Source organism: Mycobacterium gordonae (genome assembly GCF_001417955.2).
Lineage (GTDB): Bacteria > Actinomycetota > Actinomycetes > Mycobacteriales > Mycobacteriaceae > Mycobacterium > Mycobacterium gordonae_B.
The window spans coordinates 26,078-51,184 of record NZ_LKTM01000286.1; the positions used below are offsets into that span (position 1 = coordinate 26,078).

The 25,107-nt window shown below is 68.0% G+C and carries 18 protein-coding genes and 1 pseudogene; 4 read left to right on the top strand and 15 right to left on the bottom strand.

Features of this window, described 5'->3' with window-relative positions; all coding sequences use genetic code 11:
- Positions 1-774: 774 nt before the first annotated feature.
- The 9 genes from AO501_RS34560 to dxr form a co-directional block, all read right to left on the bottom strand.
- Positions 775-6,132 (bottom strand): PPE domain-containing protein, encoded by a 5,358-nt coding sequence (locus tag AO501_RS34560; RefSeq protein WP_063892894.1) that lies wholly within the window; start codon positions 6,130-6,132, stop codon positions 775-777.
- 227 nt (positions 6,133-6,359) lie between these two features.
- Entirely contained in the window at positions 6,360-7,859 is a 1,500-nt protein-coding gene (locus tag AO501_RS19450; RefSeq protein WP_055579255.1) for a cobyric acid synthase, read from the bottom strand.
- Positions 7,860-7,938: 79 nt separating this feature from the next.
- On the bottom strand, positions 7,939-8,796 hold the full coding sequence (gene map / locus AO501_RS19455; protein WP_055579256.1) for a type I methionyl aminopeptidase: 858 nt from the start codon (positions 8,794-8,796) through the stop codon (positions 7,939-7,941).
- A 66-nt stretch (positions 8,797-8,862) separates the two neighbouring features.
- Positions 8,863-9,447: a DUF1707 SHOCT-like domain-containing protein gene (locus tag AO501_RS19460; RefSeq protein WP_055579257.1), complete on the bottom strand. Its 585-nt coding sequence runs from the start codon at positions 9,445-9,447 to the stop codon at positions 8,863-8,865.
- A 43-nt stretch (positions 9,448-9,490) separates the two neighbouring features.
- Complete coding sequence (locus tag AO501_RS19465; RefSeq protein ID WP_156452687.1) at positions 9,491-11,299, bottom strand: penicillin-binding transpeptidase domain-containing protein; 1,809 nt, start codon at positions 11,297-11,299, stop codon at positions 9,491-9,493.
- A 169-nt stretch (positions 11,300-11,468) separates the two neighbouring features.
- On the bottom strand, positions 11,469-12,323 hold the full coding sequence (locus AO501_RS19470; RefSeq protein WP_055579259.1) for a GNAT family N-acetyltransferase: 855 nt from the start codon (positions 12,321-12,323) through the stop codon (positions 11,469-11,471).
- Positions 12,324-12,372: 49 nt separating this feature from the next.
- The gene (ispG, locus tag AO501_RS19475; protein ID WP_055579260.1) at positions 12,373-13,545 is read right to left on the bottom strand and encodes a flavodoxin-dependent (E)-4-hydroxy-3-methylbut-2-enyl-diphosphate synthase; all 1,173 of its coding nucleotides are present in this window, start codon (positions 13,543-13,545) and stop codon (positions 12,373-12,375) included.
- 21 nt (positions 13,546-13,566) lie between these two features.
- Positions 13,567-14,781 carry a M50 family metallopeptidase gene (locus AO501_RS19480; protein ID WP_055579261.1) on the bottom strand — a complete coding sequence of 405 codons (1,215 nt, stop codon included), beginning with the start codon at positions 14,779-14,781 and terminating at the stop codon, positions 13,567-13,569.
- A gap of 19 nt (positions 14,782-14,800) precedes the next feature.
- Complete coding sequence (dxr, locus tag AO501_RS19485) at positions 14,801-16,009, bottom strand: 1-deoxy-D-xylulose-5-phosphate reductoisomerase (protein WP_055579262.1); 1,209 nt, start codon at positions 16,007-16,009, stop codon at positions 14,801-14,803.
- A gap of 132 nt (positions 16,010-16,141) precedes the next feature.
- Between dxr and AO501_RS19490 the strand changes: the two genes are divergently transcribed.
- The 4 genes from AO501_RS19490 to AO501_RS19505 all read left to right on the top strand — a co-directional run bounded on the left by AO501_RS19490 (position 16,142) and on the right by AO501_RS19505 (position 19,672).
- On the top strand, positions 16,142-16,816 hold the full coding sequence (locus AO501_RS19490) for a fasciclin domain-containing protein (protein WP_055579263.1): 675 nt from the start codon (positions 16,142-16,144) through the stop codon (positions 16,814-16,816).
- A 94-nt stretch (positions 16,817-16,910) separates the two neighbouring features.
- Entirely contained in the window at positions 16,911-18,647 is a 1,737-nt protein-coding gene (locus AO501_RS19495; protein ID WP_055579264.1) for a cytochrome c biogenesis protein DipZ, read from the top strand.
- A 78-nt stretch (positions 18,648-18,725) separates the two neighbouring features.
- Complete coding sequence (locus AO501_RS19500; RefSeq protein WP_055579265.1) at positions 18,726-19,304, top strand: fasciclin domain-containing protein; 579 nt, start codon at positions 18,726-18,728, stop codon at positions 19,302-19,304.
- A 113-nt stretch (positions 19,305-19,417) separates the two neighbouring features.
- Positions 19,418-19,672 (top strand): DUF2631 domain-containing protein, encoded by a 255-nt coding sequence (locus tag AO501_RS19505; protein WP_055579278.1) that lies wholly within the window; start codon positions 19,418-19,420, stop codon positions 19,670-19,672.
- On the opposite strand, the gene AO501_RS19510 is transcribed toward AO501_RS19505, so the two are convergent.
- From AO501_RS19510 to AO501_RS40765, 6 genes and pseudogenes are all read right to left on the bottom strand, one after another.
- A complete protein-coding gene (locus AO501_RS19510) occupies positions 19,665-20,468 on the bottom strand; it encodes a DUF4097 family beta strand repeat-containing protein (RefSeq protein ID WP_055579266.1) in 804 nt (267 codons plus the stop codon). The genes AO501_RS19505 and AO501_RS19510 overlap by 8 nt on opposite strands.
- A gap of 21 nt (positions 20,469-20,489) precedes the next feature.
- Positions 20,490-20,987, bottom strand: a complete 498-nt coding sequence (locus AO501_RS19515) for a hypothetical protein (RefSeq protein ID WP_055579267.1) — start codon at positions 20,985-20,987, stop codon at positions 20,490-20,492.
- Between the two features lie 26 nt (positions 20,988-21,013).
- Positions 21,014-21,883 carry a cytochrome c biogenesis CcdA family protein gene (locus AO501_RS19520; protein ID WP_055579268.1) on the bottom strand — a complete coding sequence of 290 codons (870 nt, stop codon included), beginning with the start codon at positions 21,881-21,883 and terminating at the stop codon, positions 21,014-21,016.
- A gap of 2 nt (positions 21,884-21,885) precedes the next feature.
- The gene (locus tag AO501_RS19525; RefSeq protein WP_055579269.1) at positions 21,886-22,386 is read right to left on the bottom strand and encodes a protein disulfide oxidoreductase; all 501 of its coding nucleotides are present in this window, start codon (positions 22,384-22,386) and stop codon (positions 21,886-21,888) included.
- A gap of 152 nt (positions 22,387-22,538) precedes the next feature.
- The gene (gene rlmN / locus AO501_RS19530; RefSeq protein ID WP_055579270.1) at positions 22,539-23,633 is read right to left on the bottom strand and encodes a 23S rRNA (adenine(2503)-C(2))-methyltransferase RlmN; all 1,095 of its coding nucleotides are present in this window, start codon (positions 23,631-23,633) and stop codon (positions 22,539-22,541) included.
- A gap of 40 nt (positions 23,634-23,673) precedes the next feature.
- Positions 23,674-25,083: pseudogene (locus tag AO501_RS40765) on the bottom strand (hypothetical protein); the annotation flags it as partial.
- Positions 25,084-25,107: the final 24 nt, after the last annotated feature.

Below are 25,107 nucleotides of genomic sequence, written 5' to 3' on the forward strand. Positions count from 1 at the left end.
TGAACAGCCCGGAACTGCCCGCGCCCGGGTTGAAGGTGCCGGAGTTGCCGGCGCCGGCGTTGTAGTTCCCGGACGTGCCGAAGCCGAAGTTCTGGTTTCCAGAGCTTCCCGTGCCGGGGTTGTTGATGCCGGACGTCCCGGCACCGACGTTGCCGGTGCCCGCGTTGCCCGCACCGGGGTTGCTGGTGCCGGAACTGCCGGCGCCGATGTTGGTGCCGCCCGAGCTGCCGAAGCCGATGTTGCCCGAACCGGCGTTGCCGCCGCCGACGTTGCCGCTGCCCGAGCTGCCGGCGGTGCCGTTGTTGTTGTTGCCGGAGCTGCCCGCGCTGCCGGCGTTGTCGGTGCCCGAGTCTCCGCCGCTGCCGGAGTTGCCTGAGCCGGAGCTACCGGAGGCGGCGATGTTCCCGGTTCCGGAACTGCCGAAGCTGATGGCGTTGTTGTTGGCACCCGAACTGCCCGCGCTGCCGTTGTTGCCCGAGCCCGAGTTGCCCGCGCTGCCGTTGTTCCCGGTGCCCGAATTGCCCGCGGTGCCATTGTTGTTGGAGCCGGAGCTGCCGCCTGCCGCGTTGTTGCCGGAACCGGAGGTGCCGGCGCCGCCGTTGTTGCCGGTGCCGGACTGTCCGCCGCTGCCGTTGTTGTTGAAGCCCGAGTTGCCGGCGGACCCGTTGTTGCCGGTGCCCGAGCTGCCGCCGGCCGCTGAGTTGTTCAGCCCCGAGCTCCCGAAGGTTGCGCCGATGTTGCTGGTGCCGGAGTTGCCGCCGCTACCTTGGTTGTTCAGTCCGGAGTTGCCGGCGCTGCCGGAGTTGCCAGTGCCGGAATTACCGCCGCTGCCGGAGTTGCTGGTCCCCGAATTGCCGCCTGCGGCAAAGTTGTTGGCGCCCGAGCTGCCGAAGGTGGCGCCGGTGTTGTTGGTGCCGGAGTTACCGCCGCCGCCACTGTTGCTGAAACCTGAGTTTCCGGCACTGCCGGAATTGCCGTTGCCGGAGTTGCCGGCGCTGCCGTTGTTGCCGGTTCCCGAGTTGCCGCCCGCGCCGCTGTTGGCCTGTCCCGAACTGCCGAGCGAACCGTTGTTGTTGGTGCCCGAATTGCCGGCGCCGCCGCTGTTGCCGGTCCCGGATTGTCCGGCGGAGCCGCTGTTGCTGAAGCCGGAGTTTCCGCCGCTGCCCTGGTTGCCCTCGCCGGAGCTGCCGTTGCTGCCCGAGTTGTTGGAACCGGCGTTGCCGCCACCGACGCCGCTGTTGTTGGTACCAGAGTTGCCGCCGCCGGCTCCTCTGTTGTTGGTACCGGAATTGCCCCCGCCCGCCACGTTGTTGCCGGAGCCGGAGTTGCCCCCGCCGGGCTGTTGTTGTGGTCACCGGAGTTTCCACCGTTGGCGGCACCGCCGTTGCTGGTGCCGGAGTTTCCGCCGTTGACGCCGGCGTTGCCCGACCCCGAGTTGCCGCCGTTGGCGCCGCCGTTGTTGCTGCCCGAGTTGCCGCCGCCGACTCCCGTGTTGTCGTGTCCTGAGGTGCCCGCGCTGAGGGAGTTGTTACTGCCCGAGGTGCCTGAGGCCGCGACATTGTTGGATCCCGAAGAGCCGGCACCGTTGTTGGTGCCCGACGCTGCGACCGGCGCGCCGTTGCCGGTGTTGTCGTTACCCACGTTCCAGCTACCGGAGTTCCGGTCGCCGGTGTTGGTGTTGCCGGAGTTGTCGTTGCCGGTGTTGGTGTTGCCACGGTTCCTGTCACCGGTGTTGGTGCTGCCGGAGTTGTCGTTGCCGGTGTTGGTGCTGCCCGAGTTGCGGTCACCGGTGTTGGTGTTGCCGGAGTTGTAGTTGCCGGTGTTGGTGTTCCCCGAGTTACCCGTGCCGGTGTTGGTGTTGCCCGAGTTGAAGCCGTCGGGGCGGCTCGGGTCGCCGTAGGTGTTGGTGTTGCCGCTGTTGCCGTTGCCGGTGTTGGTGTTGCCGGCGTTGTTGTTGCCCGTGTTGGTGCTGCCCGAGTTGCCGTCACCGGTGTTGGTGAAGCCGGCGTTCTTGTTGCCGGTGTTGGTGTTGCCGGAGTTGAAGTCGAATCTGTTGGTATTGCCCGAGTTTCCGTTGCCGGTGTTGGTGAAGCCGGAGTTGTTGTTGCCGGTGTTGGTGTTACCGGAGTTGGCGTTGCCCGTGTTGGTGTTGCCGGAGTTGCGGTCGCCGGTGTTGGTGAAGCCGGAGTTGAAGTCGCCGGAGTTGGTGTTGCCGGAGTTGCCGGTGCCGGTGTTGGTGTTGCCCGAGTTGCGGAACCCGGTGTTGGTGTCACCGGAGTTGTAGCTGCCGGTGTTGGTGTCGCCGGAGTTGAATCCGTCCGGCGAGCTGGGGTTGAAGTAGGTGTTGGTGTTCCCGGAGTTGAAGTTGCCGGTGTTGGTGTTGCCCGAGTTGGCGTTGCCGGTGTTGGTGTTGCCGGAGTTGAGGTTTCCGGTGTTCGTGTTGCCCGCGTTGCGCGCACCGGTGTTGGTGTTGCCCGAGTTGAGGTCGCCGGTATTGGTGTTGCCCGAGTTGGAGTTACCGGTGTTGGTGTTGCCGGAGTTGTAGCTGCCGGTGTTGGTGTCGCCCGAGTTGTAGCCGTCGGGCCGACTTGCGTCACCGTAGGTGTTGGTGTTGCCCGAGTTCAGGTTCCCGGTATTGGTGTTGCCCGAGTTCTGATTGCCGGTATTGGTGTTGCCGGAGTTGAGGTTTCCGGTGTTGGTGTTGCCCGAGTTCTGATTGCCCGTGTTGGTGTTGCCGGAATTCAGGTTGCCGGTGTTGGTGTTGCCGGAGTTGTAGTTACCGGTATTGGTGCCACCGGAGTTGTAGTCACCGGTGTTGGTGCCACCGGAGTTGTAGTTGCCCGTGTTGGTGCCGCCGGAGTTGTAGTTACCGGTGTTCGTGCCGCCCGCGTTGTAGTGGCCGGTGTTGGTGCCGCCGGAGTTGTAGTTGCCCGTGTTGGTGCCGCCGGAGTTGTAGTAGCCCGCGTTGGTGCCGCCCGAGTTGAAGTCGCCGGTGTTCGTGCCGCCGGCATTGAAGTTGCCCGTGTTGGTGCCACCGGCGTTGTAGCTGCCGTAATTGGTGCCGCCGGCATTGAAATCACCGGTGTTGGTGCCGCCCGAGTTGAAGTTGCCGGTGTTGGTGCCGCCCGCGTTGTAGTTGCCGGTGTTGGTGCCGCCGGCATTGAAGTCACCGGTGTTGGTGCCACCCGAGTTGTAATTGCCCGTGTTGGTGCCGCCCGAGTTGTACCGCCCGGTATTGGTGCTGCCGGAGTTGTAGTTTCCGCTGTTCGTGCTGCCGGAGTTGTACATTCCGGTGTTGGTGCTGCCCGAGTTGAACAGACCGGTGTTGGTGCTGCCCGCGTTGTACAACCCGGTGTTGTTGCTGCCGGAGTTCCACAGCCCGGTGTTCAGGTTCCCCGCGTTCCAGAGTCCGGTGTTGTAGTTGCCGGCGTTCATCGCAAACGTGTTGCCGTTGCCGCCATTCCACCAGCCCAGGTTTCCGCTGCCGGCGTTTCCGAAGCCGATGTTGTAGTTGCCCGAGTTTCCGAAGCCGATGTTGCCGCTGCCGGAGTTCCCGAAGCCGATATTGAAGTTTCCGGAGTTGCCCAGGCCGAGGTTGAACCACCCCGAGTTGAGACGGCCGATGCCGACCTGGTTGTCGCCGGTGAGTCCGAGCCCGAAATTGTTGTTCCCGGTGTTGCCGAAGCCGATGTTGTTGGTGCCGGTGTTGCCCCAACCCTGGTTGCTGGTCCCGTTGTTACCGCCGCCCTGGTTGCCGGTGCCGGTGTTGCCCATTCCGGGGTTGTTGTTGCCGACGTTGCCGCTGCCGGCATTGCCGTTGCCGCGGTTGCCCTCTCCGGCGTTGCCGCTGCCGTAGTTGCCGCCGCCCTGGTTGTTGCTGCCCGCGTTGCCACTCCCGGCGTTGCCGCTGCCGGTGTTGCCATTGCCGGCGTTGCCGTTGCCGATATTGCCGTTGCCGACGTTGTTGCTGCCCTGGTTGCCGCTGCCCTGGTTGTTGTCACCGGTCCCCAACCCGATGCCGCGGTTGCCGCTGCCGGCGTTGCCGTTGCCGATGTTGCCGCTGCCGACGTTGTTGCTGCCCTGGTTGCCGCTGCCCTGGTTGTTGTCACCGGTCCCCAACCCGAAACCACGATTGCCGCTGCCGGCGTTGCCGCTGCCGATGTTGCCGTTCCCGATGTTGTTACTGCCGATGTCGCCGTGGCCGACGTTGTTGTTGCCCTGGTTGCCGGAGCCCTGGTTGCCGTTGCCCTTGTTGCCGAAGCCGGAATTTCCGTTGCCCAGGTTGCCGTTTCCGGCGTTGTTGTCGCCACGGTTACCCAGGCCGGTGTTGGCGTTGCCGAAGTTGCCGTTGCCGACGTTGTCATTGCCCCGGTTGCCGCTGCCCTGGTTGTTGTTGCCGGTGTTGCCGAACCCGGCGTTGGTGTTGCCCTTGTTCCCGTCGCCGGTGTTGTTGTCACCGGCGTTGCCCAGGCCGGTGTTGCCGCTGCCCAGGTTCCCGTCGCCGGTGTTGTTGGTGCCTGCGTTGCCCTGGCCGGCATTGTTGGAGCCCTTGTTTCCGTTGCCGACATTCAGGTCGCCCAGGTTCCCCGAGCCGCCGTTGGCGTTGCCCTTGTTGCCGTCGCCGGCGTTGGTGTTACCCAGATTGCCCTTGCCGAAGTTGTTGTCGCCCTTGTTGGCGTCGCCGGTGTTGCCGTTGCCCAGGTTGCCGTTTCCGGCGTTGTTGTTGCCTTCGTTGCCGATTCCGGCATTGCTGTTGCCCAGGTTGCCGTTGCCCTGATTGCCGTTGCCGTGGTTGCCGTCGCCGATGTTGCCGTCGCCGATGTTGCCGCTGCCCTGGTTGTTGCCGCCCTTGTTGCCGTCCCCGGCGTTGCCGCCGCCCAGGTTGCCGTCGCCGGCGTTGCCGTGGGTGATGTCGCTGGTGTTGTTGTTGCCGTCGCCACTGTTGATGTTCCCGGTGTTGCCGTTTCCGGCGTTGTTGCTGCCGGTGTTGCCGCTGCCGGCGTTCAAGATGCCGCGATTGCCGTCACCGGTGTTGGTGCTGCCCTGGTTGCCGTTGCCCTGGTTGCTGGCGCCGGTGTTGCCGTTGCCAGGATTGAAGCTGCCTTTGTTGCCATCGCCGGCGTTGACGCTGCCCACGTTGCCGTTACCGACGTTGCCGTTGCCGTTGTTGCCGGCTCCGGCGTTATTTCCGCCGCGGTTGCCGTCGCCGGGGTTGTTGTTGCCCCGGTTCCCGTTGCCGTCGTTGCCGCTTCCCGTGTTGCCGCCCCCGTTGTTGGCTACACCGATGTTGCCGTTGCCGCCGTTGTCGGTGCCCTGGTTACCGCTGCCCACGTTGTTCGAACCGATGTTGCCACTGCCCCCGTTGCCGTCGCCCCGGTTGCCGTTGCCGACGTTGTTGTGGCCTCTGTTACCGTTGCCGCTGTTGCCACTGCCTTGATTGCCGATGCCGGCGGCCAGCGGAGCGGCGGCGAGCCTCGGCGCCGCGACCGGGTCACTGGCGGCGCCACCCTGCGCGGCAGCGGCGGGGGTCTGTTCAGCGCTGCTGTCCGCCACGGGACTCGCCGCCGACGCTTTTCCTCCGATCCCCAGCAACCCGGCGACCCGGCCGGCCACGTCCTGCAACGAACTCTGCCAGGGCATCAATTGAGCAACGGCGGCCGAAACCGACGAATAGTAATCCGACATCGCCGCCACGTCCTGCGCCCACATTTGCTCATAGGCGGCTTCGGCGGCCGCGATGGCCGGGGCGTTCTGCCCGAACAAGTTCGAGAAAACGAGCGACAACAATTGGCTTCGATGGGCCACCAGGGCGGCGGGATGCACCGTCGCGGCCCTGGCCGCCTCGAAGGCTCCGGCGGCAACCCGCGCCTGCCCGGCGACTTCCTCTGCCCCGGCCGCCGCCGCGTTGAGCCAGCCCACGTAAGGTGCTGCGGCGTTCGCCATCGCCGCCGCCGACGGGCCTTGCCAGGCGCCCGCCAGCCCTACCGTGACCGAACCGAAAGATGCTGCGGCAGAGACTAATTCGTCCGCCAAACCACCCCACGCCGTCGCCGCGGCCAGCATCGGCCCCGGCCCGGCACCAGTGAAGATTCGCGCGGAGTTGATCTCCGGCGGGAAGGTCAGGAAGCTCACGACAAATCCCGGGGGCAACCGAGCGCACCCGCCGCTTGGATCGTCCAGGTGTGCAAAGGTCGCACCATACCGCCTCCAGATTTCAGCCCGAGCCGTCAAGCTACAACAAATACAGCTATCCGATATCCGAATTCGTCGAACGGACTTCTAAATTAGCCGGAGCAAATGCGCGCATTTGAATTTGAATTCATGCGACGCGGTGCTGAGCTCCGGTATTTCGGCGGCAGCTAGGAACGTAGCTCGCTGACGAGATGCGGTCGCCGCGGCGCCGGACCGGTGAGCAGGCCCAGCACCGCCTCTACGTCGAGGTGGGTGGCCAGCAGATCGGCGATCAGGTCCAATTGGCCGTCGCGGCGGGCAGCGACATTCGTGTCGTCGGCGACCGTGAACCCGGCGCGGCCGGCGGCGCCGGCGACACCGCTCAGAAAGCTCCGGCGGAAATCGTCGTTGTCGAGCAGGCCGTGCCAGTGGGTGCCGAAAACCTGTCCGCGGCGGATCCCAGTTTCGGAATCGGCCCCGAACCACGGCGTCTCGGCGCAACGGGCCAGCTGTCCGTGGTGAATCTCGTAGCCGGACAGGGGCTCTCGCCAGCGACGCAGCGTCTTGGCCGGGGCGAACTCGATGTCGGCGTCCAACAACCCCAGGCCGCGCACCGCCCCGGCCCGCGACTCCACCGTGTCGTCGATGCTGCGGCACAGCATCTGGAAGCCACCGCAGATGCCCAACACCGGCTTACCAGCCGCGGCGTGGTCGGCGATTCCCGCGGCCAGACCGCGTTCCCGCAGCCAGGACAGGTCGGCGACGGTGGCCTTGCTGCCCGGTAGCACGATCAGGTCGGCGGCGGCTACGTCGGCCGCCTCGGTGACCCACCGCACCAGGACACCGGGCTCACAAGCCAGAGCTTCGACATCGGTCGAATTCGAGATGCGTGGCAGGCGGACGGCCGCCACTCTCAACCACTGCTCGCCGCGCGGCGGTTCCGGGGTGCCGACCACGCGGTGCGCTACGACCGAAAGAGAGTCCTCGGCGTCGAGCCAGAGTCGCTCGCTGTACGGCAGCACGCCGTAGGTGGGCCGGCCGGTCAGTTCCGCCAGCTGCACCAGACCCGGTTCCAGCAGCGCGCGGTCACCACGGAACTTGTTGACGATAAAGCCCGCAATGAGTGCCTGGTCCTCGCGGTCGAGGACCGCGACCGTCCCGAACAGGTGCGCCAGCAGGCCGCCGCGGTCGATGTCGCCGACCAGCACAACCGGCAGATCCGCGGCCCTGGCCAAGCCCATGTTCGCGATGTCGGTTGCCCTCAAGTTGATTTCGGCGGGCGATCCGGCGCCCTCGCAGATCACCGAGTCGAATTCGTCGCGCAAACCCCGCAATTCGTCGAGTACGACGCCGGCCACCTGGTCGCGATGCCGGAAATAGCTTGCCGCACTGACGTACTCGGTGGCTTTGCCGCGGACGACCAATTGCGAGGTGCCGTCGCCGCCGGGTTTGAGCAGCACTGGATTGAACCGCACGCTGGGCTCCAGGCCGGCCGCGCGTGCCTGGATCGCCTGGGCGCGCCCGATCTCGCCGCCTTCGACGGTGACGGCGGAATTGTTGGACATGTTCTGCGCCTTGAACGGGGCGACCCGAACTCCGCGGCGCGCCAACAGGCGGCACAGCCCGGCGACCACCATGGACTTCCCGGCATCCGAGCTGGTGCCCGCAACCAGCAGCGCCCCGCTCACCGTGGTGCGGCGAGCAGACGCAAAATCGCCCTTTTCGTGCCGAAAAGGGGCGATTTTGCGTCTGCTCGCGCCACCGGGGTCACGGCAGGGTGAGGATTTCGGCGCCGGTGTCGGTGACCAGCAGCGTGTGCTCGAACTGCGCCGTCCACTTGCGGTCGCGGGTAACCACGGTCCAGCCGTCGTCCCAGATCTCGTAATCCAGAGCGCCGAGGTTGATCATCGGCTCGATCGTGAACGTCATGCCCGGCTGGATGACCGTCTCCACGGCGGGCTGGTCGTAGTGCAGCACCACCAGCCCGTTGTGGAACGTGGTGCCGATGCCGTGGCCGGTGAAGTCGCGAACCACGTTGTAGCCGAACCGATTTGCATACGACTCGATCACCCGGCCGACCACCGACAACTGCCGTCCCGGTTTGACGGCCTTGATCGCCCGCATGGTCGCCTCGTGGGTCCGCTCGACCAGCAGCCGGTGCTCCTCGGACACGTCACCGGCCAGGAACGTCGCGTTGGTGTCGCCGTGCACTCCGTTGATGTAGGCGGTGACATCGATGTTGACGATGTCGCCGTCCTCGATCACCGTCGAGTCCGGGATGCCGTGGCAGATCACCTCGTTGAGGGAGGTGCAGCACGACTTGGGGAAATGCTTGTAGCCCAGCGTCGAGGGGTAGGCGCCGTTGTCGACCATGTACTCGTGCGCGATGCGGTCGAGTTGGTCGGTCGTGACGCCCGGTGCGACGGCCTTGCCCGCCTCTTGGAGCGCCCGGGCCGCGATCTGACCGGCCACCCGCATCTTCTCGATGACCTCGGGTTCCTGCACCCACGGCTCGGAGCCCTCTTTGGCGGTGGACTTGCCGACGTATTCCGGGCGCGCGATCCACTTGGGCACCGGCAGCGTCGGGGACAGCACGCCGGGAGACAGCGCAGTTCGAACAGGCATGGCAGCTAGCTTAACGATGCCGCGGCGGTAGTGCCGCCGAGCGCAGGCGGCGCACCGCCCCGCCACTCAGAACCGCGGACGGCGCAGCAACGTCCGCCGCGGCCCGCGGATGACCACCGAGCCGAACACCAACTGACCGCTCAGGACGACGTGCGGATTGCCCTCCGCCGGCGGGTCCTTGCGGCGATCCGAGGCGCTGCCCACGTAGGCCTCGACGTTGTCGATCGACGCGCTGGCGCCTTCGGGCAGCCACAGGTTCAGCGAGCCGAACTTCATGTCGATTTCAATGACCACGACCGGACCCGCAAAGCGTGCCTTGGTCAGGTCCAGGTCGATCGACCCGAACCGGCGCACCAGCGAAAGCCGGGTGGGCACCGTCCACTCCCCGTGGCGCTTCAGGGAGCCGGCCCACCCCCGCAGTTCCACCCGGTCGGTCGCCGAGGTGACGATCTCCCCCGGCGCGGGCAGGTCGCCCACCAGCCTGTCCAACTCGTCGCGGGTGCGCGCGTAGGACACCTGGCGGGTGCGCTGTTCGAATTCGTCGATGTTGATCAGGCCGAGCGCCAGGGCGTTTTGCAGGCGGCGCATGGTGCCGTTGCGGTCGGCGTCCGACACCCGCATCGGCGCCATGTCGCCGCCCGGCCCCGTCATGCTCACCTTCGCAACTTACCGCTGTTGCGGGTCGGCGATCGCGTTAGGCCAGGTAGCCCGGCGGCAGCGAGTCGAACATCACTTTGGTCATCCGAACGGCGTATTCGGAACTGCCGCCGCCGACGATCAGGGCGGCGAAGGCCAGGTCACCGCGGTACCCGGCGAACCAGGAGTGCGACCCGCCCGCGAATTCGGCTTCCCCGGTCTTGCCGTAGATCTCGCCGCAGCCCGCGATCTCCTTGGCGGTGCCGTTGGTGACGACCAACCGCATCATCGGGCGCAGCGCATCGACCATCTTCGGGCTGATCGGGGTGTTGTCGCCGGCGACGGTGGTCGGCCGGCCCGCGATCAACTGCGGCACCGGCGTCTTGCCGGCGGCGACGGTGGCCGCCACCAGCGCCATCCCGAACGGGCTGGCCAGCACCCGGCCCTGGCCGAATCCGTCCTCAGTGCGTTCGGTCAGGTCGACCGTCGGCGGCACCGAGCCGGTCACGGTGGTGATGCCCTCGACCTGGTAATCCAGCCCGATCCCGTAACGGGTGGCGGCCTGCGTCAACCCGCGCGGCGGCAGTTTGGCGCTCAGTTCGGCGAACGTGGTGTTACAGGAACTGGCGAAGGCGCGCGACATGGGCACCACGCCGAGATCGAAGCCGCCGTAGTTGGGAATGGTGCGGTGGCCGATGTCGATGTGCCCCGGGCAGCCGACCATCGTGTTGGGGGTGGCCATGTCGCGGTCGACGGCGGCGCCCGCGGTGACCATCTTGAAAGTCGACCCGGGCGGGTAGAGGCCGGTGGTCGCCAACAGACCCTCGGCGTCCGCGCCGGCATTCTGCGCGACCGCCAGGATCTCCCCCGTCGAGGGCTTGATCACGACCAGCATCGCTTTGCCGCCGCGGGTGTCCACTGCGTGCTGAGCGGCGTTCTGCACGGCCCGGTCCAGGGTGATCGACACCGACGGCGCGGGCGAGCCTTCGACCTCGTGCAGCACCGCGACGTCGACACCGTTCTGGTTGGTGCTGACGATCCGCCATCCGGCCTGGCCGTCGAGCTGATCGACGACCGACTTCTTGACCTCGGCCATGACCGCCGGCGCGAAGTGCGGATCGGTCGCCAACAGCTCGGCATGCGGGGTGATCACGACGCCGGGCAGCTGGCCGATCGCCGGGAACACCCGGTTGCTGTCGTCGGGCAGCAGCGTGGCCAGGTCGATCGGCTTGGTCGCCGAGCTGGCCGTTTCGGCCAGCAACTGGGGATCGTTGAGCGTGTCGTTGAACGGATGCAGCGCATCGATGACGGCGTGGGCCGTCCCGATCAGGTCGGGTCCGGCCTTGGTGGCGTCCAGCGAGTAGTTGTAGATGTAACCGGGCGCCAGCACATCGGAGCCGCCCAGCTCGTTCACCGAGGCCCGCCGCGGCTGGTCGGCCCGCAGCGCGAACGTCTGGTGCTCCCCCAGCTTCGGGTGCAGGCCGGTGGTGGCCCAGCGGACCTGCCAGTGCCCCTCGTCGCGGGCCATCTTCAGTTGCCCGTCGTAGCTCCAGGTCCGGTCCTTCGGCAGGTGCCAGGTGAAGCGGTACACGACGGTCCCGGTGTCCTCGGCGTACTTCGAGCTCAGCACCTGCGCGTCCAGATGAGTGGCCTGCAGGCCGGCCCAGGCGGCGTTGAGCGCCTCGCGCGCCTCGTTGGGGTTGTCGCTGAGCTGGGCGGCGGTCACGGTGTCACCGACGGACAGCGCCGCCAGGAATCTCTCGGCGGCCGGGGCTGGTCCTTCGGGCTTCGGTGTGCAGCCCGGCAACACGACCAGAGCCAGCAACAGGCCTGCGACGGATGTTGCCAGTGTTGTTCGTGAGAAGATTGTGACCATCGGTACTGATGTTATGGACCGTGGCCGCCGCGTCGGTGCCGACACACCGAGACCGGACCGTTATCCGCCTCGTGCGATTGCGAGGGGAACGAGGCTGCGATTTCGAGCGCCGATTTTCGCAGTGCGGTTCCACTCGCGGAAACGAACCGCCAACCCGCCATTAATCCAGCAGCACCGTGGCGAACGTGCCGACTTCTTTGAACCCGACGCGCGCGTAGGCGGCCCGGGCCACCGTGTTGAAGTCGTTGACGTACAGGCTGGCGACGCGTCCGCTGCCCACGATCACGGCGGCCAGCGTCGCGGTGCCGGTGGTGCCGAGGCCCAGGCCGCGCCGCTCCGGATGGACCCAGACTCCCTGGATCTGGCCGACCGACGGCGACTGCGATCCCACCTCGGCCTTGAAGATGACCTGCCCGTGCTCGAAGCGGGCCCAGGCCCGTCCGGCGGCGATCAGACTGGCCACCCGGCGCCGGTAGCCGCGGCCACCGTCACCCAGCCGGGGGTCCACCCCGACCTCGCCGATGAACATGTCGACGGCAGCGACCAGGTAGGCGTCGATCTCCTCGGGCCGCACCTGGCGCACCTCGAAATCGAGCGCGCAGTTGGGATGACTGTCGAGCGCCATCAGCGGCTGCCGGTCGCGCACATCGCGTGCCGGGCCCCAGGCGGACTCGAGGCGCTGCCACATCGGCAACACCAGGTCGGCCCGGCCGACCAGAGACGAGCACCGGCGAGCCGTGCTCTTGGCTTCATCGGCGAATGCGTTGAGGTCAATCAGATTGCCCCGCAGCGGGATCAGGTTGGCGCCGGCGAAACACAGCGATTCCTCCGGGGCGCGCCGGGTCCAGAGTTCTCCGCCGATGGAATTGGGTTCGACGCCGTAGTCCGCGACCCGCGCGGCCACCATGCAGGATTCGACCGGGTTGTCACCCAGGACCCGCCACACGGCCGCGGCGTCGCGCACCACCGAAACCCGTCTCTCGCCGACGAGGCGCAAGATGGGCGGAGCCGACATCTCATAACTCTCTGTGGTGCGAACTGAGGGCCAGTTGGGTTGGCCCCTATCAGCTTACGGTCACAATAGGCGAACCGCTCGCTGCCGTCCCGGGATCGTCCTCGGTTTCCAGGCCCATTTCCTCGGCGAGCCGCATCGCTTCCTCGATCAGCGTCTCGACGATCTGCGCTTCGGGCACGGTCTTGATCACCTCGCCCTTGACGAAGATCTGCCCCTTGCCGTTGCCCGACGCCACTCCGAGGTCGGCTTCGCGGGCTTCCCCCGGCCCGTTGACCACGCAGCCCATCACCGCGACCCGCAGTGGCACCTCCAGACCGTCCAGACCGGCGCTCACCTCGTTGGCCAGCGTGTAGACGTCGACCTGGGCCCGTCCGCACGACGGACACGACACGATCTCCAGCTTGCGCGGCCGCAGGTTGAGCGACTCCAGAATCTGGGTGCCGACCTTGACTTCCTCCACCGGCGGCGCCGACAACGACACCCGGATGGTGTCGCCGATGCCGCGCGAGAGCAGCGCTCCGAAGGCCACCGCGGACTTGATGGTGCCCTGGAACGCCGGGCCGGCCTCGGTGACGCCCAGGTGCAGCGGGTAGTCACACTGGGCGGCCAACTGCTCGTAGGCGGCGACCATCACCACCGGGTCGTTGTGCTTGACGCTGATCTTGATGTTGCCGAACCCGTGCTCCTCGAACAGCGAGGCCTCCCACAGCGCCGACTCGACCAGCGCCTCCGGGGTGGCCTTGCCGTACTTCTGCATGAACCGCTTGTCCAGCGAGCCCGCGTTGACACCGATACGGATCGGGATGCCCGCGGCGCCGGCCGCCTTGGCGACTTCGCCGACCCGGCCGTCGAACTCCTTGATATTGCCCGGGTTCACCCGCACCGCGGCGCATCCGGCGTCGATGGCGGCGAAGATGTACTTCGGCTGGAAATGGATGTCGGCGATCACCGGAATCTGGCTGTGCCGGGCGATCTCGGCCAGCGCGTCGGCGTCCTCCTGCCGCGGGCAGGCCACGCGCACGATGTCGCAGCCGGCGGCGGTCAGCTCCGCGATCTGCTGCAGCGTCGAGTTGACGTCGTGGGTCTTGGTCGTGCACATCGACTGCACGGATATCGGGTAGTCGCTGCCGACGCCGACGTCGCGGACCATGAGCTGACGAGTGGCACGCCGGGGAGCGAGCGTGGGCGCCGGGGGTTGCGGCATGCCCAGGCCAATGGTCACTGTCTGTTCGCCTTCTCTCTGTTACTGGAAGAGCCGGATCGGGTTGACCAGGTCAGCGGTGACGGTCAGCAGCATGTAGCCGACTACGAAGATCAGCACCACGTAGGTCGCCGGCATCAGCTTGAGATAGTTCACCGGCGCCGCGGCCACCTTGCCGCGGGCGGTGCGGATGGCGTTGCGGATCTTCTCGAACACCGCCACCGCGATGTGGCCGCCGTCAAATGGCAGTAACGGCAGCAGGTTGATGGCACCCAGCACCAGGTTCAGCTGCGCCAGGAAGAACCAGAACGCCACCCACAGTCCGTGGTCGACGGTGTCGCCTCCGACGATGCTGGCGCCGACCACGCTCATCGGCGTCTGCGGGTCGCGCTGCCCACCGCCGATCGCGTGGAACAGCGCGCCGACCTTGGTCGGGATGGCGGCCAGCGACTTGCCGACCTCGACGGTCAACTGGCCGGCGAAGACCACGGTGGCCGGCGCGGCCGACAGCACGTTGTAGCGGGTGGGTTCGTTGCGGGGAGCGCCGACACCGATGGCTCCGACGTTGGCCGGCTCCAACTGGTTGCCCTGCCCGGTGGGGACATAGCGGCGGGTGGACTCGACGGTGACGTTGGTGGTGATGGTCTTGCCGTCGCGGTCGACGACGATCGGCACCGAGCCGTGCATCTTGCGCACCGCGGTAGCCATGTCCTCGAACGTGCTCACCGGGGTGTCGCCGACCTTGACGACGACGTCACCGGGACGCAGGCCCGCCAGCGCCGCGGGTCCGGGACCGTCGCACTTGTCGAGCTTGCCCTGGCTGATTTCCTGAGCGACACAACCGGTTTCCCCGACGATCGCCTTGTTGGACGGGTGCAGGTTGGGCAGGCCCCAGACCAGCGCGATGGCGTAGAGCAGCACCAGGCAGATGACGAAGTTCATGCCCGGACCGGCGAACAGCACCGCGACCCGCTTCCAGGTGGCCTGCTTGTACATCGCGCGGTCCTGCTCGTCGGGAGCCAGCTCCTCGACCGGCGTCATGCCGGCGATGTCACAGAAGCCGCCCGCCGGGATGGCCTTGAAGCCGTATTGGGTCTCGCCCCGCTGGGTGGACCACAGCGTCGGGCCGAAGCCGACGAAGTAACGACGCACCTTCATGCCGGTGGCGCGGGCGGCCCACATGTGGCCGCACTCGTGCAGGGCGACCGAGATGAGGATGGCGAGTGCGAACAGCACAATGCCGATAACGAACATCATCTGTCTGTGACGACCTTTCTCACGCCATGCCCGAGACTCTGACCGACGCCGGTGTTGCCATCGCCTGTTGAGCCCGCTCGCGGGCCCAGCGCTGCGCCTCGAGTACGTCATCCACGGTAGCTGGTGACGCGGCCCATTGGTCGGCAGCGTGCAGCACGTCGGCAATGGTGGCGACGATGGCAGGGAATCGGATCCGTCCGGTCAGGAACGCTTCCGCCGCTTCTTCGTTGGCCGCGTTGTAAACGGCGGTCATGCAGCCTCCGGTTCCCCCGGCCTGACGCGCCAGCTCCACCGCCGGGAACACCTCGCTGTCCAGCGGCTCGAATTCCCAGGTAGAGGCGGTGGAGAAGTCGCAGCAGGTGGCCGCTCCGGGCACCCGGTGCGGCCAGCCCAGGGCCAGGGAGATGGGCAGCTTCATGTCCGGCGGGCTGGCCTGAGCGATCGTGGAGCCGTCGGTGAAGGTCACCATCGAGTGAATGATCGACTGCGGATGGACGACGACCTCGATCCGGTCGTAGGGAATGCCGAACAGCAGGTGGGTCTCGATGAGTTCGAGGCCCTTGTTGACCAGCGACGCCGAGTTCAGCGTGTTCATCGGGCCCATCGACCAGGTGGGATGCGCGCCGGCCTGCTCGGGCGTGACGTCCTCGAGGTCGGCGGCCGGCCAGCCCCGGAACGGACCCCCGGAGGCGGTCAGGATCAGCTTGGCGACCTCGTCGGGCGTCCCGCCGCGCAGGCACTGCGCCAGCGCGGAGTGCTCGGAGTCCACCGGCACGATCTGGCCGGGCCGGGCCGCCCGCAGCACCAGCGGGCCGCCGGCTACCAGGGACTCCTTGTTGGCCAGGGCCAGCCGGGCGCCGGACTCCAGCGCGGCCAGCGTCGGGCGCAGGCCCAGCGCACCGACCAGGGCGTTGAGGACGACGTCGGCCTCAGTGTCCTGCACCAACCGGGTGACGGCGTCGGGGCCGCGAAACGGGATGTCCCCGGCCCGCTCGGCGGCCGCAGCGTCGGCGACGGCGATGTTGGTGACCCCGGTCTCGGCGCGTTGGCGCAGCAGCGTGTCGAGGTTCCCGCCGCCGGCGGCCAGGCCGACGATCTCGAACCGGTCGGGGTTGGCGGCGATGACCTCCAGGGCCTGGGTACCGATGGAGCCGGTGCTGCCGAGCACCAGTACGCGCACCCGCTCGACGGGAGCCTGCCCGTCCTGCCCGTCACCCGAGAAAGTCACCCACCTATTGTGCCGCCCTTTTCAAAATCGCACCCATCCGTGATCGCGCCCACTCCGAATGACTTCATGTACGGCACGAATGGCGGCGTCCGTCGTCACCACAAAAGCGTTCCCTAGCAAAGGAATTGACACGTGATGAATACTCAGGCCAGGTCAGTGGCAGCAGCGGCTCTCGCGGCGATCGCGATCACGGGGCTCGCGGGATGTTCCAGCAGCAAGCCTGCGTCGCAGGGCACCAGCAGCGGCGCAACCTCCGCGAGCGTCTCTGCCGCGCCGAGCTCCGCGCCGTCGTCCGCCAAGGCCGACCCCGCCGCCGACCTGATCGGTCCCGGCTGCTCGGAATACGCGGCGCAGAACCCCACCGGCCCCGGGTCGGTAGCCGGCATGGCCCAGGACCCGGTCGCGACGGCGGCGTCGAACAATCCGATGCTGACCACGCTGACGTCGGCGTTGTCGGGCAAGCTCAACCCGCAGGTGAACCTGGTGGACACGCTGAACAGCGGGCAGTACACCGTGTTCGCGCCCACCAACGCCGCCTTCGACAAGCTGCCGGCGGCCACCCTCGACCAGCTCAAGACCGACGCCAAGCTGCTCAACAGCATCTTGACCTACCACGTGGTCAACGGGCAGGCGAGCCCGGCCAAGGTGGCCGGCACCCACAAGACGCTGCAGGGCGCCGAGGTCACGGTGACCGGGGCCGGTAATGACCTGAAGGTCAACACCTCGGGCCTGGTGTGCGGCGGGGTGCACACCGCGAACGCCACGGTCTACATGATCGACACCGTGCTGATGCCCCCTGGTCAGTGACATCTCTCCGGACGAAGGCAGCCCACCCGAGGTGGGCTGCCTTCTTCTTTGGCGTTGAACCAATCCGGGACCGCCGCCGTGACGAATAACTGACATGTGGACCTTGGCGCTGATCGGCTTTCTCGGCGGTCTGATCACCGGCATCTCACCGTGCATCCTGCCGGTGCTGCCGGTGATCTTTTTCTCGGGTGCGAACAGCACCGCCCGCGAGGCGCCGGCTGACGGCGCGGTCGGGGTCGCTGTCAAAGCCAAACCGACCCGGTCAGAGGCGTCACGCCCATATCGGGTGATCGGCGGCCTGGTGCTCAGTTTCAGTGTGGTGACGCTGCTCGGCTCGGCGTTGCTCTCGGCACTGCACCTGCCGCAGGACGCCATCCGCTGGGTGGCGCTCGTCGCGCTGGTGGCCATCGGGGCCGGTCTGATCTTCCCCCGTTTCGAGCAGCTGCTCGAGCGGCCCTTCTCCCGCATCCCGCAGAAGCAGATCGCCACGCGCGGAAACGGTTTCGGTCTCGGCCTGGCACTGGGGGTGCTGTACGTGCCGTGCGCGGGACCGGTCCTGGCGGCGATCGTGGTGGCCGGGGCGACCGCGCGGATCGGCGCCGGCACCGTGGTGCTCACCGCCGCGTTCGCCGTCGGCGCCGCGTTGCCGCTGCTGTTCTTCGCGCTGGCCGGCCAACGAATCGCGCAGCGGGTCAGCGCGTTTCGGCGACGCCAGCGTGAGATCCGGGTCGGCGCGGGCATCGTGACGATACTGCTGGCGGTGGCGCTGGTGTTCGACCTTCCGGCCGTGCTGCAGCGCGCCATTCCCGACTACACCGCATCCCTGCAGGAGAAGGTCGGCGGATCCAGCCAGGTTCAGGAGAAGCTCGGTGGCATCGTCACCGACCAGAACGTGGCCCTGTCGAACTGCACCCAGGGCGGCACCAAGCTCGAGAACTGCGGCCCCGCACCGGATCTGCGGGGCATCACCAATTGGCTCAACACGCCGGGCAACCAGCCCATCGCACTGAAATCGTTGCGCGGCAAGGTCGTCCTGATCGACTTCTGGGCCTACTCGTGCATCAACTGCCAACGGGCCATCCCGCACGTGGTCGGCTGGTATCAGGCCTACAAGGACGCCGGCCTCGAGGTCATCGGTGTCCATACCCCGGAGTACGCGTTCGAGAAGGTGCCGGAGAACGTCACCAAGGGCGCGGCCGATCTGGGCATCAAATACCCGGTGGCACTGGACAACAACTACTCGACGTGGACCAATTACCGCAATCGCTACTGGCCGGCCGAGTACCTGATCGACGCCAACGGCACAGTGCGGCATCTCAAGTTCGGCGAGGGCGGCTACGACGACACCGAACAGCTGATCAGGCAGTTGCTCGCCGATGCCAGACCCGGCGTCACGCTGCCCGGCCCCGTCGGCGCGCCCGACCTCACACCGAAAGCGATCACCACTGCCGAGACCTACTTCGCCGTCGGCAAGGCCGTCAATTACGGCGGTGGCGGCGAGTACGACGAGGGCGCCCAGACGTTCCGCTATCCGCCCAACCTCGCCGCCGACAGCTTCGCCCTGAGCGGCCCGTGGGCGCTGGACTACCAGGGCGCCACGGCAACCGGCGACGACTCGGCCATCAGGCTCAATTACCACGCCAAGGACATCTACGTCGTGGTCGGCGGCACCGGCACGCTCACGGTGACCCGCAACGGCAAGCCCACCAGTGTGACGGTCGACGGCCCGCCGACGTCGCATCAGATCGTCGCCGACCCCCGCCAGTCGTCGGGAACCATCGAGGTGCACCCCAGCAAGGGGCTGCAGGTTTTCTCCTTCACTTACGGCTGACACCCATCCGGACCCTCGTTGGCTCCGAATCCTTGATGTCAGGGGTCTGTAACACTCACCACGAGGAGCGAACTAACCATGAAGACCAAAACCTCAATGGCGGCAACCGGTTTCACGGTTGCGCTGATGGCCTGCGGCGTAGCGCTGGCTCCGACCGCGGCGGCCAGCGACCTGGTCGGTCCGGGATGCGCGGACTACGCCGCGGCCAACCCCACCGGCCCCGCGTCGGTCCAGGGCATGTCGATGGTCCCCGTCACCGAGGCGGCGGCCAACAACCCGATGCTGACCACGCTGACGTCGGCGCTGTCCGGCCAGCTCAACCCGCAGGTGAACCTGGTCGACACCCTCAACAGCGGTCAGTACACGGTGTTCGCGCCGACCGACGCCGCGTTCGGCAAGCTGCCGCCGGCCACCATCGAGCAGCTCAAGACCGACTCGAATCTGCTGACCAGCATCCTGACCTACCACGTGGTCAGTGGGCAGGCCAGCCCCAACCGGGTGATCGGCACCCACAAGACCTTGCAGGGCGCCAACGTCACGGTCACCGGCATGGGTAACAACCTGCGGGTCAACAACGCCGGCGTGGTCTGCGGCGGTGTGTCGACGGCGAACGCGCAGGTCTACATGATCGACACGGTGCTGATGCCGCCTGCGTGACAGCGGCAGCTGCGTCGCGGCGATCCCTTTGGGTGGAGACCTGACCGCGGACGAACGGCCTGTGCCAGAATGTTCAGGCAGTGTCAGTCCGAGTGACAACCGGAGGGATCGCCGTGGCCAGTACTGAGGTGGAGCCGTACGCCGGCGTCGACGAGGCCGAGGTGCCGTCCGCGCGCTGGGGTTGGAGCCGTATCAACTACCGCACGTGGCATGCCGTCGGGATCTTCATCGTCATCTTCCTGCTGGCGATGCTGCGCGGTAACCACGTCGGCCACGTCGAGGACTGGTTCCTGATCGGATTCGCCGCGCTGTCGCTGTTCGTGCTGGTCCGCGACATCTGGGGTCGCCGGCGCGGCTGGCTCAGGTAGCCGGCGCGGTAACCGGGTCCCGGTGGATGTGAACGTCGCCGGACCCGCTGCGGACTTGCAGGACGAGGGTCTCGTCATCGCCCTCGGGTCCGTCGGCCGGTTGCAGCCGGTTGGTGACCACACCGGACCCGGTGACGATGTCGAACCGGACGGCGGTGCCCTCCGGAACGCCGACGGCCACTTCTCCGCTGCTGGTGTGCGCATCTACGACGCCCCGGACGCCGGATTCGATGATCACCGATCCCGAGGCGGTGCGTGACTTAACGGCACCGCACATGGCGTCGATGGACAGCGTTCCGCTGGCGCCCTTGAACTTCAGCTCGCCATCGAGCTTTTCCACACGCACCGAACCCGAGGACGTCGCGATCGACGCATAGCCCTCGATCGCCTGGGCAGCCAGGGATCCAGATGCGTTGGTCGCCTTCAGCTTTCCGCGTACCACCTCGAGTTCCACGTCTCCGGTGGCGGTCGCGAGCCGCACATCGCTGTACTCGCCCTCGGCGTGCAGATCCGCTGATCCCAGCGTCGCATAGAGCCGCGACCGGGATGGCAGTGCGACCTCGATCTGCACGGCCCCGGCGCGGTGCCGCGCGCGTCTGGGGGTCGAGACCGTCAGCCGGCCGTCACGGAACTCGACGCGGACGTGCTCGGCAGCCCAGACGTCGGCGTCGCAGGTTTCATCGTCCGGGCGCACCTGCACGGCGGTGTCCGTGCGCTCGGTCGCACTGAGCCGGACCGATCCCGCGCCGGCCTCGACTCGGACGCTGATCGGATCCGGGGTGGTGAATAACGACATTGCGTTCTCCTTGGTGAGTGTTCAGCGCGCCCAGCCGGTGAGGCGGTGCGCATTGCGAAGGGGCGGCCGGGCGGTGTTCCGTTCGCCCGCCGCCGCGGTGGCCGCGGCCCGTACCAACCAGCTGTTCAGCGAGGCACCGTCGCGGCGGGCGGCCGCTTCCACGGAGGCCCGTAACCGCTCCGGCAACCGGAGGGTGACCCGCCAGGTGGCTCCGTGGTCATCGTCGTCGTCGAAGGACGGGACCGGCGGGGCGTTTTGGGCGTCGTCGAAGCTGTCGGGTGGCGTGGTGACGACGAACTCCGGATCCCGGCCCCGCAGTCGGAGTTCGACCGAACCCGGGGCCAGTTCGCCGGTGATCTCCTCGCCGGCCGCCGACAGGGCTTCCAGCAGCGCCAGCCGCAGCGCGGATTCCAGCGGAGCGGTCAGCCGCTCGGCCAGCTCCTGCGCCTCTGCGCCCGCCGCCGAGGCGGCCGCGTGCAGCTCGTTGCGGACAGTGTCGATGTACGGCTGCAAATCCACAGTGTCATGATGACACTATTTTGGTGTCATGTACAACCGTTTGTGGTGTCATGGCCCCGGCGCCTGCGGCGCCAGGTGCCTGCCAGCGCGCCGACCAGCGCGATCGCCAACACGAACACCCAGGGCCAGCCGCCGTGACTGTGCACCCAACCGGCGACCGTGCCCTGCAGGCGGCCCGCGGCGGCGATCACCGCGTCCTCCGGGTTGGCGTTCGCGCCGAACAGCCGCACCTCGTACACGCCGTAATAGCTGACATAGGCGCCCACGAGGATCAAGAGGACACCGCTGAGCCGGTTGACGAACGGCAGGACCGCACGCATCCTGGCGACCACCGTCGAGCGGGCGGTTGCCGTCAGGATCGCCAGTGCGCCGACGACCAGCGTCAACCCCGCGATGTAGGCGCCGTAGACCCCCACTCCATTGAGCGCCGACCCGCTGCGCAGCCCGGCTCCGGTGACAGCCAGGAAAGGCCCGACCGTGCACGACAACGAGGCGATCGCGTAGCTGACGCCGTATCCGTAGAAGGAACCCAGCCGCGCGGTCGGCGCCCAGCGCGGGCCGAAAGGCGCCGGCCCGGTCAATTCCCGGCCCGACAACAACCAGGCGCCGAGCACGGTCAGCGCAACCCCGATCACCACGGTCACATACGGCAGGTAGCGCTGCACCGTGGACGCCGCAGCGATGGTCAGCACGCCGAAGACGCCGAAGACCGTCATGAACCCGAGCGCCATTCCCAGCGTCGCGGCCAGTGCCCGGCCGACGGCCGAGAGCGGGCTTGCCGATTGGCAACCGCGTACGACCAGCAGCAGGTATGCGGGCAGCATGGCGAATCCACACGGATTCAGCGCGGCCACCAGTCCGGCGGCGAAGGCCAAGCCGATCAGGGCGTGGTTCACCCTTAAGACGTCAGGGCGGCGACCCGGCCCTGCAGGTCCTGCTGCGACATGGCCGAGGTGGTGTTGTTGACGAACGTGGAGGAGCCGTCGGGGCGGTAGAAGACCCAGGCGGGCTGCCACGGCACGTTGTAGCGCGCCCAGATCGCGCCATCCGCGTCATTGAGGTTGGTGAAGTTCAGGCCGTACTTCGACACGAAGCCCTGCATCTGGCCGACGTCCGAATGGGCCGCGATGCCGACGAACGTGACGCCCGGATTGGCTGCGGCAACCTGGCTGAGGCTGGGGGCCTCGGCATTGCAGAACGGGCAGAACGGCGTCCAGAACCACAGCACGGCCGGCTTGCCCTGCAGGGTGGCGCCGTTGAACGGGGCACCGCTGAGGGTGGTCCCGGTGAAGTTCAGGCGGTCATCCGCGGCCGTTGCGCGCGGAGCGGCCGCCAGGCCGAGCGTCAGAGCGACCGCGACAGCGGCCGTGAAGATTTTGAGCGGGGAAAGCAGTTTCATGGCACACCTCTGTTCGCCGGCTTTGCTATGACGACGTATTGACGCTGGGGAAAGGTTCAACACCTCGGTTGACTATGTCGCCGAGCCTGCAGAATTGGTGGCCCCCACTCGCGTTTTCGCTGCAGATTTACGCGCAGGCCGAATGGCGCGCGCTACCCGCCGTCGGCGGCCAGCTGTCCGCACGCCGCTGCGATCTCGCGGCCGCGGGTATCCCGCACGGTGCACGAAACACCCTGTGCGCGAACGCGTCTGACGAACTCCCGCTCTACCGGCTTGGGGCTGGCGTCCCAGTCGCTGCCCGGGGTGGGGTTCAGCGGAATCAAGTTCACGTGCGCCAGTGCGCCCAGCGCGCGATGCAGCAGCTTGCCCAGCAGGTCGGCCCGCCACGGTTGGTCGTTGACGTCGCGGATCAGCGCATATTCGATTGACACCCGCCGGCCGGTCACGTCGGCGTAGTAGCGGGCCGCCTCCAGCACCTCGCTGACCTTCCACCGGTTGTTGACCGGCACCAGGGTGTCGCGCAACTCATCGTCGGGCGTGTGCAGCGACAGCGCCAACGTCACCCCGAGGCGCTCGTCGGCCAGCTTGCGGATCGCCGGGGCCAGGCCCACCGTCGACACCGTCACCGAGCGCGCCGAGATCCCGAAGCCGGACGGCGGCGCCTCGGTGATGCGTCGCACCGCGGCCACCACCCGCGAATAGTTGGCCAGCGGCTCCCCCATGCCCATGAACACCACGTTGGACAACCGGTCGCCGAAGTCGTCGCGCAGGGCGACCGCCGCAGCCCGCACCTGCTCGAGGATCTCAGCCGTCGACAGGTTGCGGGTCAGCCCGCCCTGGCCGGTGGCGCAGAACGGGCACGCCATGCCGCAGCCGGCCTGCGAGGAGATGCAGACGGTATTGCGTTGCGGGTAGCGCATCAGCACCGATTCGACGGTCGCGCCATCACCCGCCCGCCACAACGTCTTTCGGGTCTGACCGGCATCGCAGGTCACCTCGCGAGCCGCGGTGAGCAGTACCGGGAAGATGTTCGCCGCAACGGCGTCGCGTACCGCCGCGGGAAGGTCGGTCATCTGCCGCGGGTCGGCGATCAGCCGCCCGTAGTACTGATGGGCGAGCTGCTTGGCACGAAAAGCGGGCAGCCCCAGTGCCGCGACGGCGTCCGCGCGGCCGGCCGCATCGAGGTCGGCCAGATGCCGCGGCGGCTTGCCGCGGCGTGGCGCCTCGAATACCAGTTGTTGAGCCATAACCCGTCCAGTCTGACATGCGGCAGCGCACGCGACCGGTTCACGGAGCGCCGCCGTCACCACCGGCGCCGCCGCCGCCGCCCCGCCCGCCCCGGTCTGTCTCGGGCGAGACACCGGCAGCACCCGCCGACCCGGAGCCGCCCAGGTACTGCCCGGTGTATCCGGACCCGCCGGCAGCCCCGCTGCCGCCGGAACCGCCGGTGCCTCCGAAGGACCCGCGGCCACCGCCGCCGTCACCGCCGGTGCCACCCGCGCCACCACCGCCGCCGTCGCCGCCGGGGGCGTCGCGACCTGCGCCACCGACACCGCCCTGGCCACCGGCGCCGCCGTCACCGCCGCTGGTGCTTATGGCCACGGAGCTACCGCCATTGCCCCCGCGGCCACCGACGCCACCGTCCCCGCCGGGACCGTCGTTGCCGACGCCACCGATACCGCCCTGGCCGCCGCCTCCGCCGGCGCCGCCGTTGTTGAAATTGCCGCTCGCGTTGGCGCCCGCGCCACCGTTACCACCGGCGCCACCGTTGCCGCCGGGACCACCATTGCCGGTACCGCCGGTGCCGCCGCGACCGCCGTCCCCACCGTTGCTGGGATCGCCGGTCGCGCCGTTCCCGGCCCCTCCCGTTCCGCCGGCGCCTCCGTCGCCGCCCGCACCGGACGTCCCGTTACCGCCGCGACCCCCCGCGCCCCCGGTGGCGCTCGTTTCAAAACGGCTGGCAGCCGAGACTCCTCCGGTGCCGCCATTACCGCCGTCGCCGCCGTTGGCACCAGTCCCACCGATGCCGCCATTGCCGCCCAGGCCCGCTTGCGGACCGTTGATCACGGCGCTGCCGCCGTTGCCGCCCCGGCCGCCGTTACCGCCGTCCCCGTCGCTGCCGGTCGCGCCGTCCCGGCCCGTGGAGGAGCCGGCACCGCCTCGTCCGCCATCGCCACCCAGACCACCGTCACCGCCACGGCCGCCGTTCCCGCCAGCCGCGCCACCCTCAGGGGAGAAGCGGGATGTGTAGTCAGCGCCATTCCCACCACGACCGCCGTCACCGCCATCACCACCTCGGCCGCCGTTCCCGCCGTCACCACCGGCGCCGGCACGCCCGTCGCTGAATGACCCGCCCGCCTGCGTTCTGCCGCCGAGGCCGCCGTCTCCGCCGTTACCGCCGTCTCCGCCGGCGCTGCCTTGGAGTCCGGCTCCCCCGTTGCCGCCGTCGCCGCCATTGCCGGTTCCGGCAGAACCCTGCCGCCCGGCGCCGCCGGCTTGCCCGGCCTGCCCCTGGCCCCCGGCACCACCGGCGCCACCGTCGCCACCATTGCCGGCAAGGGTCCCGCCTAGGCCGCCGGCTCCGCCGGCACCCCCGGTTCCGCCGGAGGCACCCGGCGCGATGGCGTTGCCGCCATTGCCGCCAGCCCCTCCGGCACCGCCGTTGCCATAGCGCCCGCCGTCACCTCCGGCACCGCCGGCCCTGTTCTCTTATACACATCT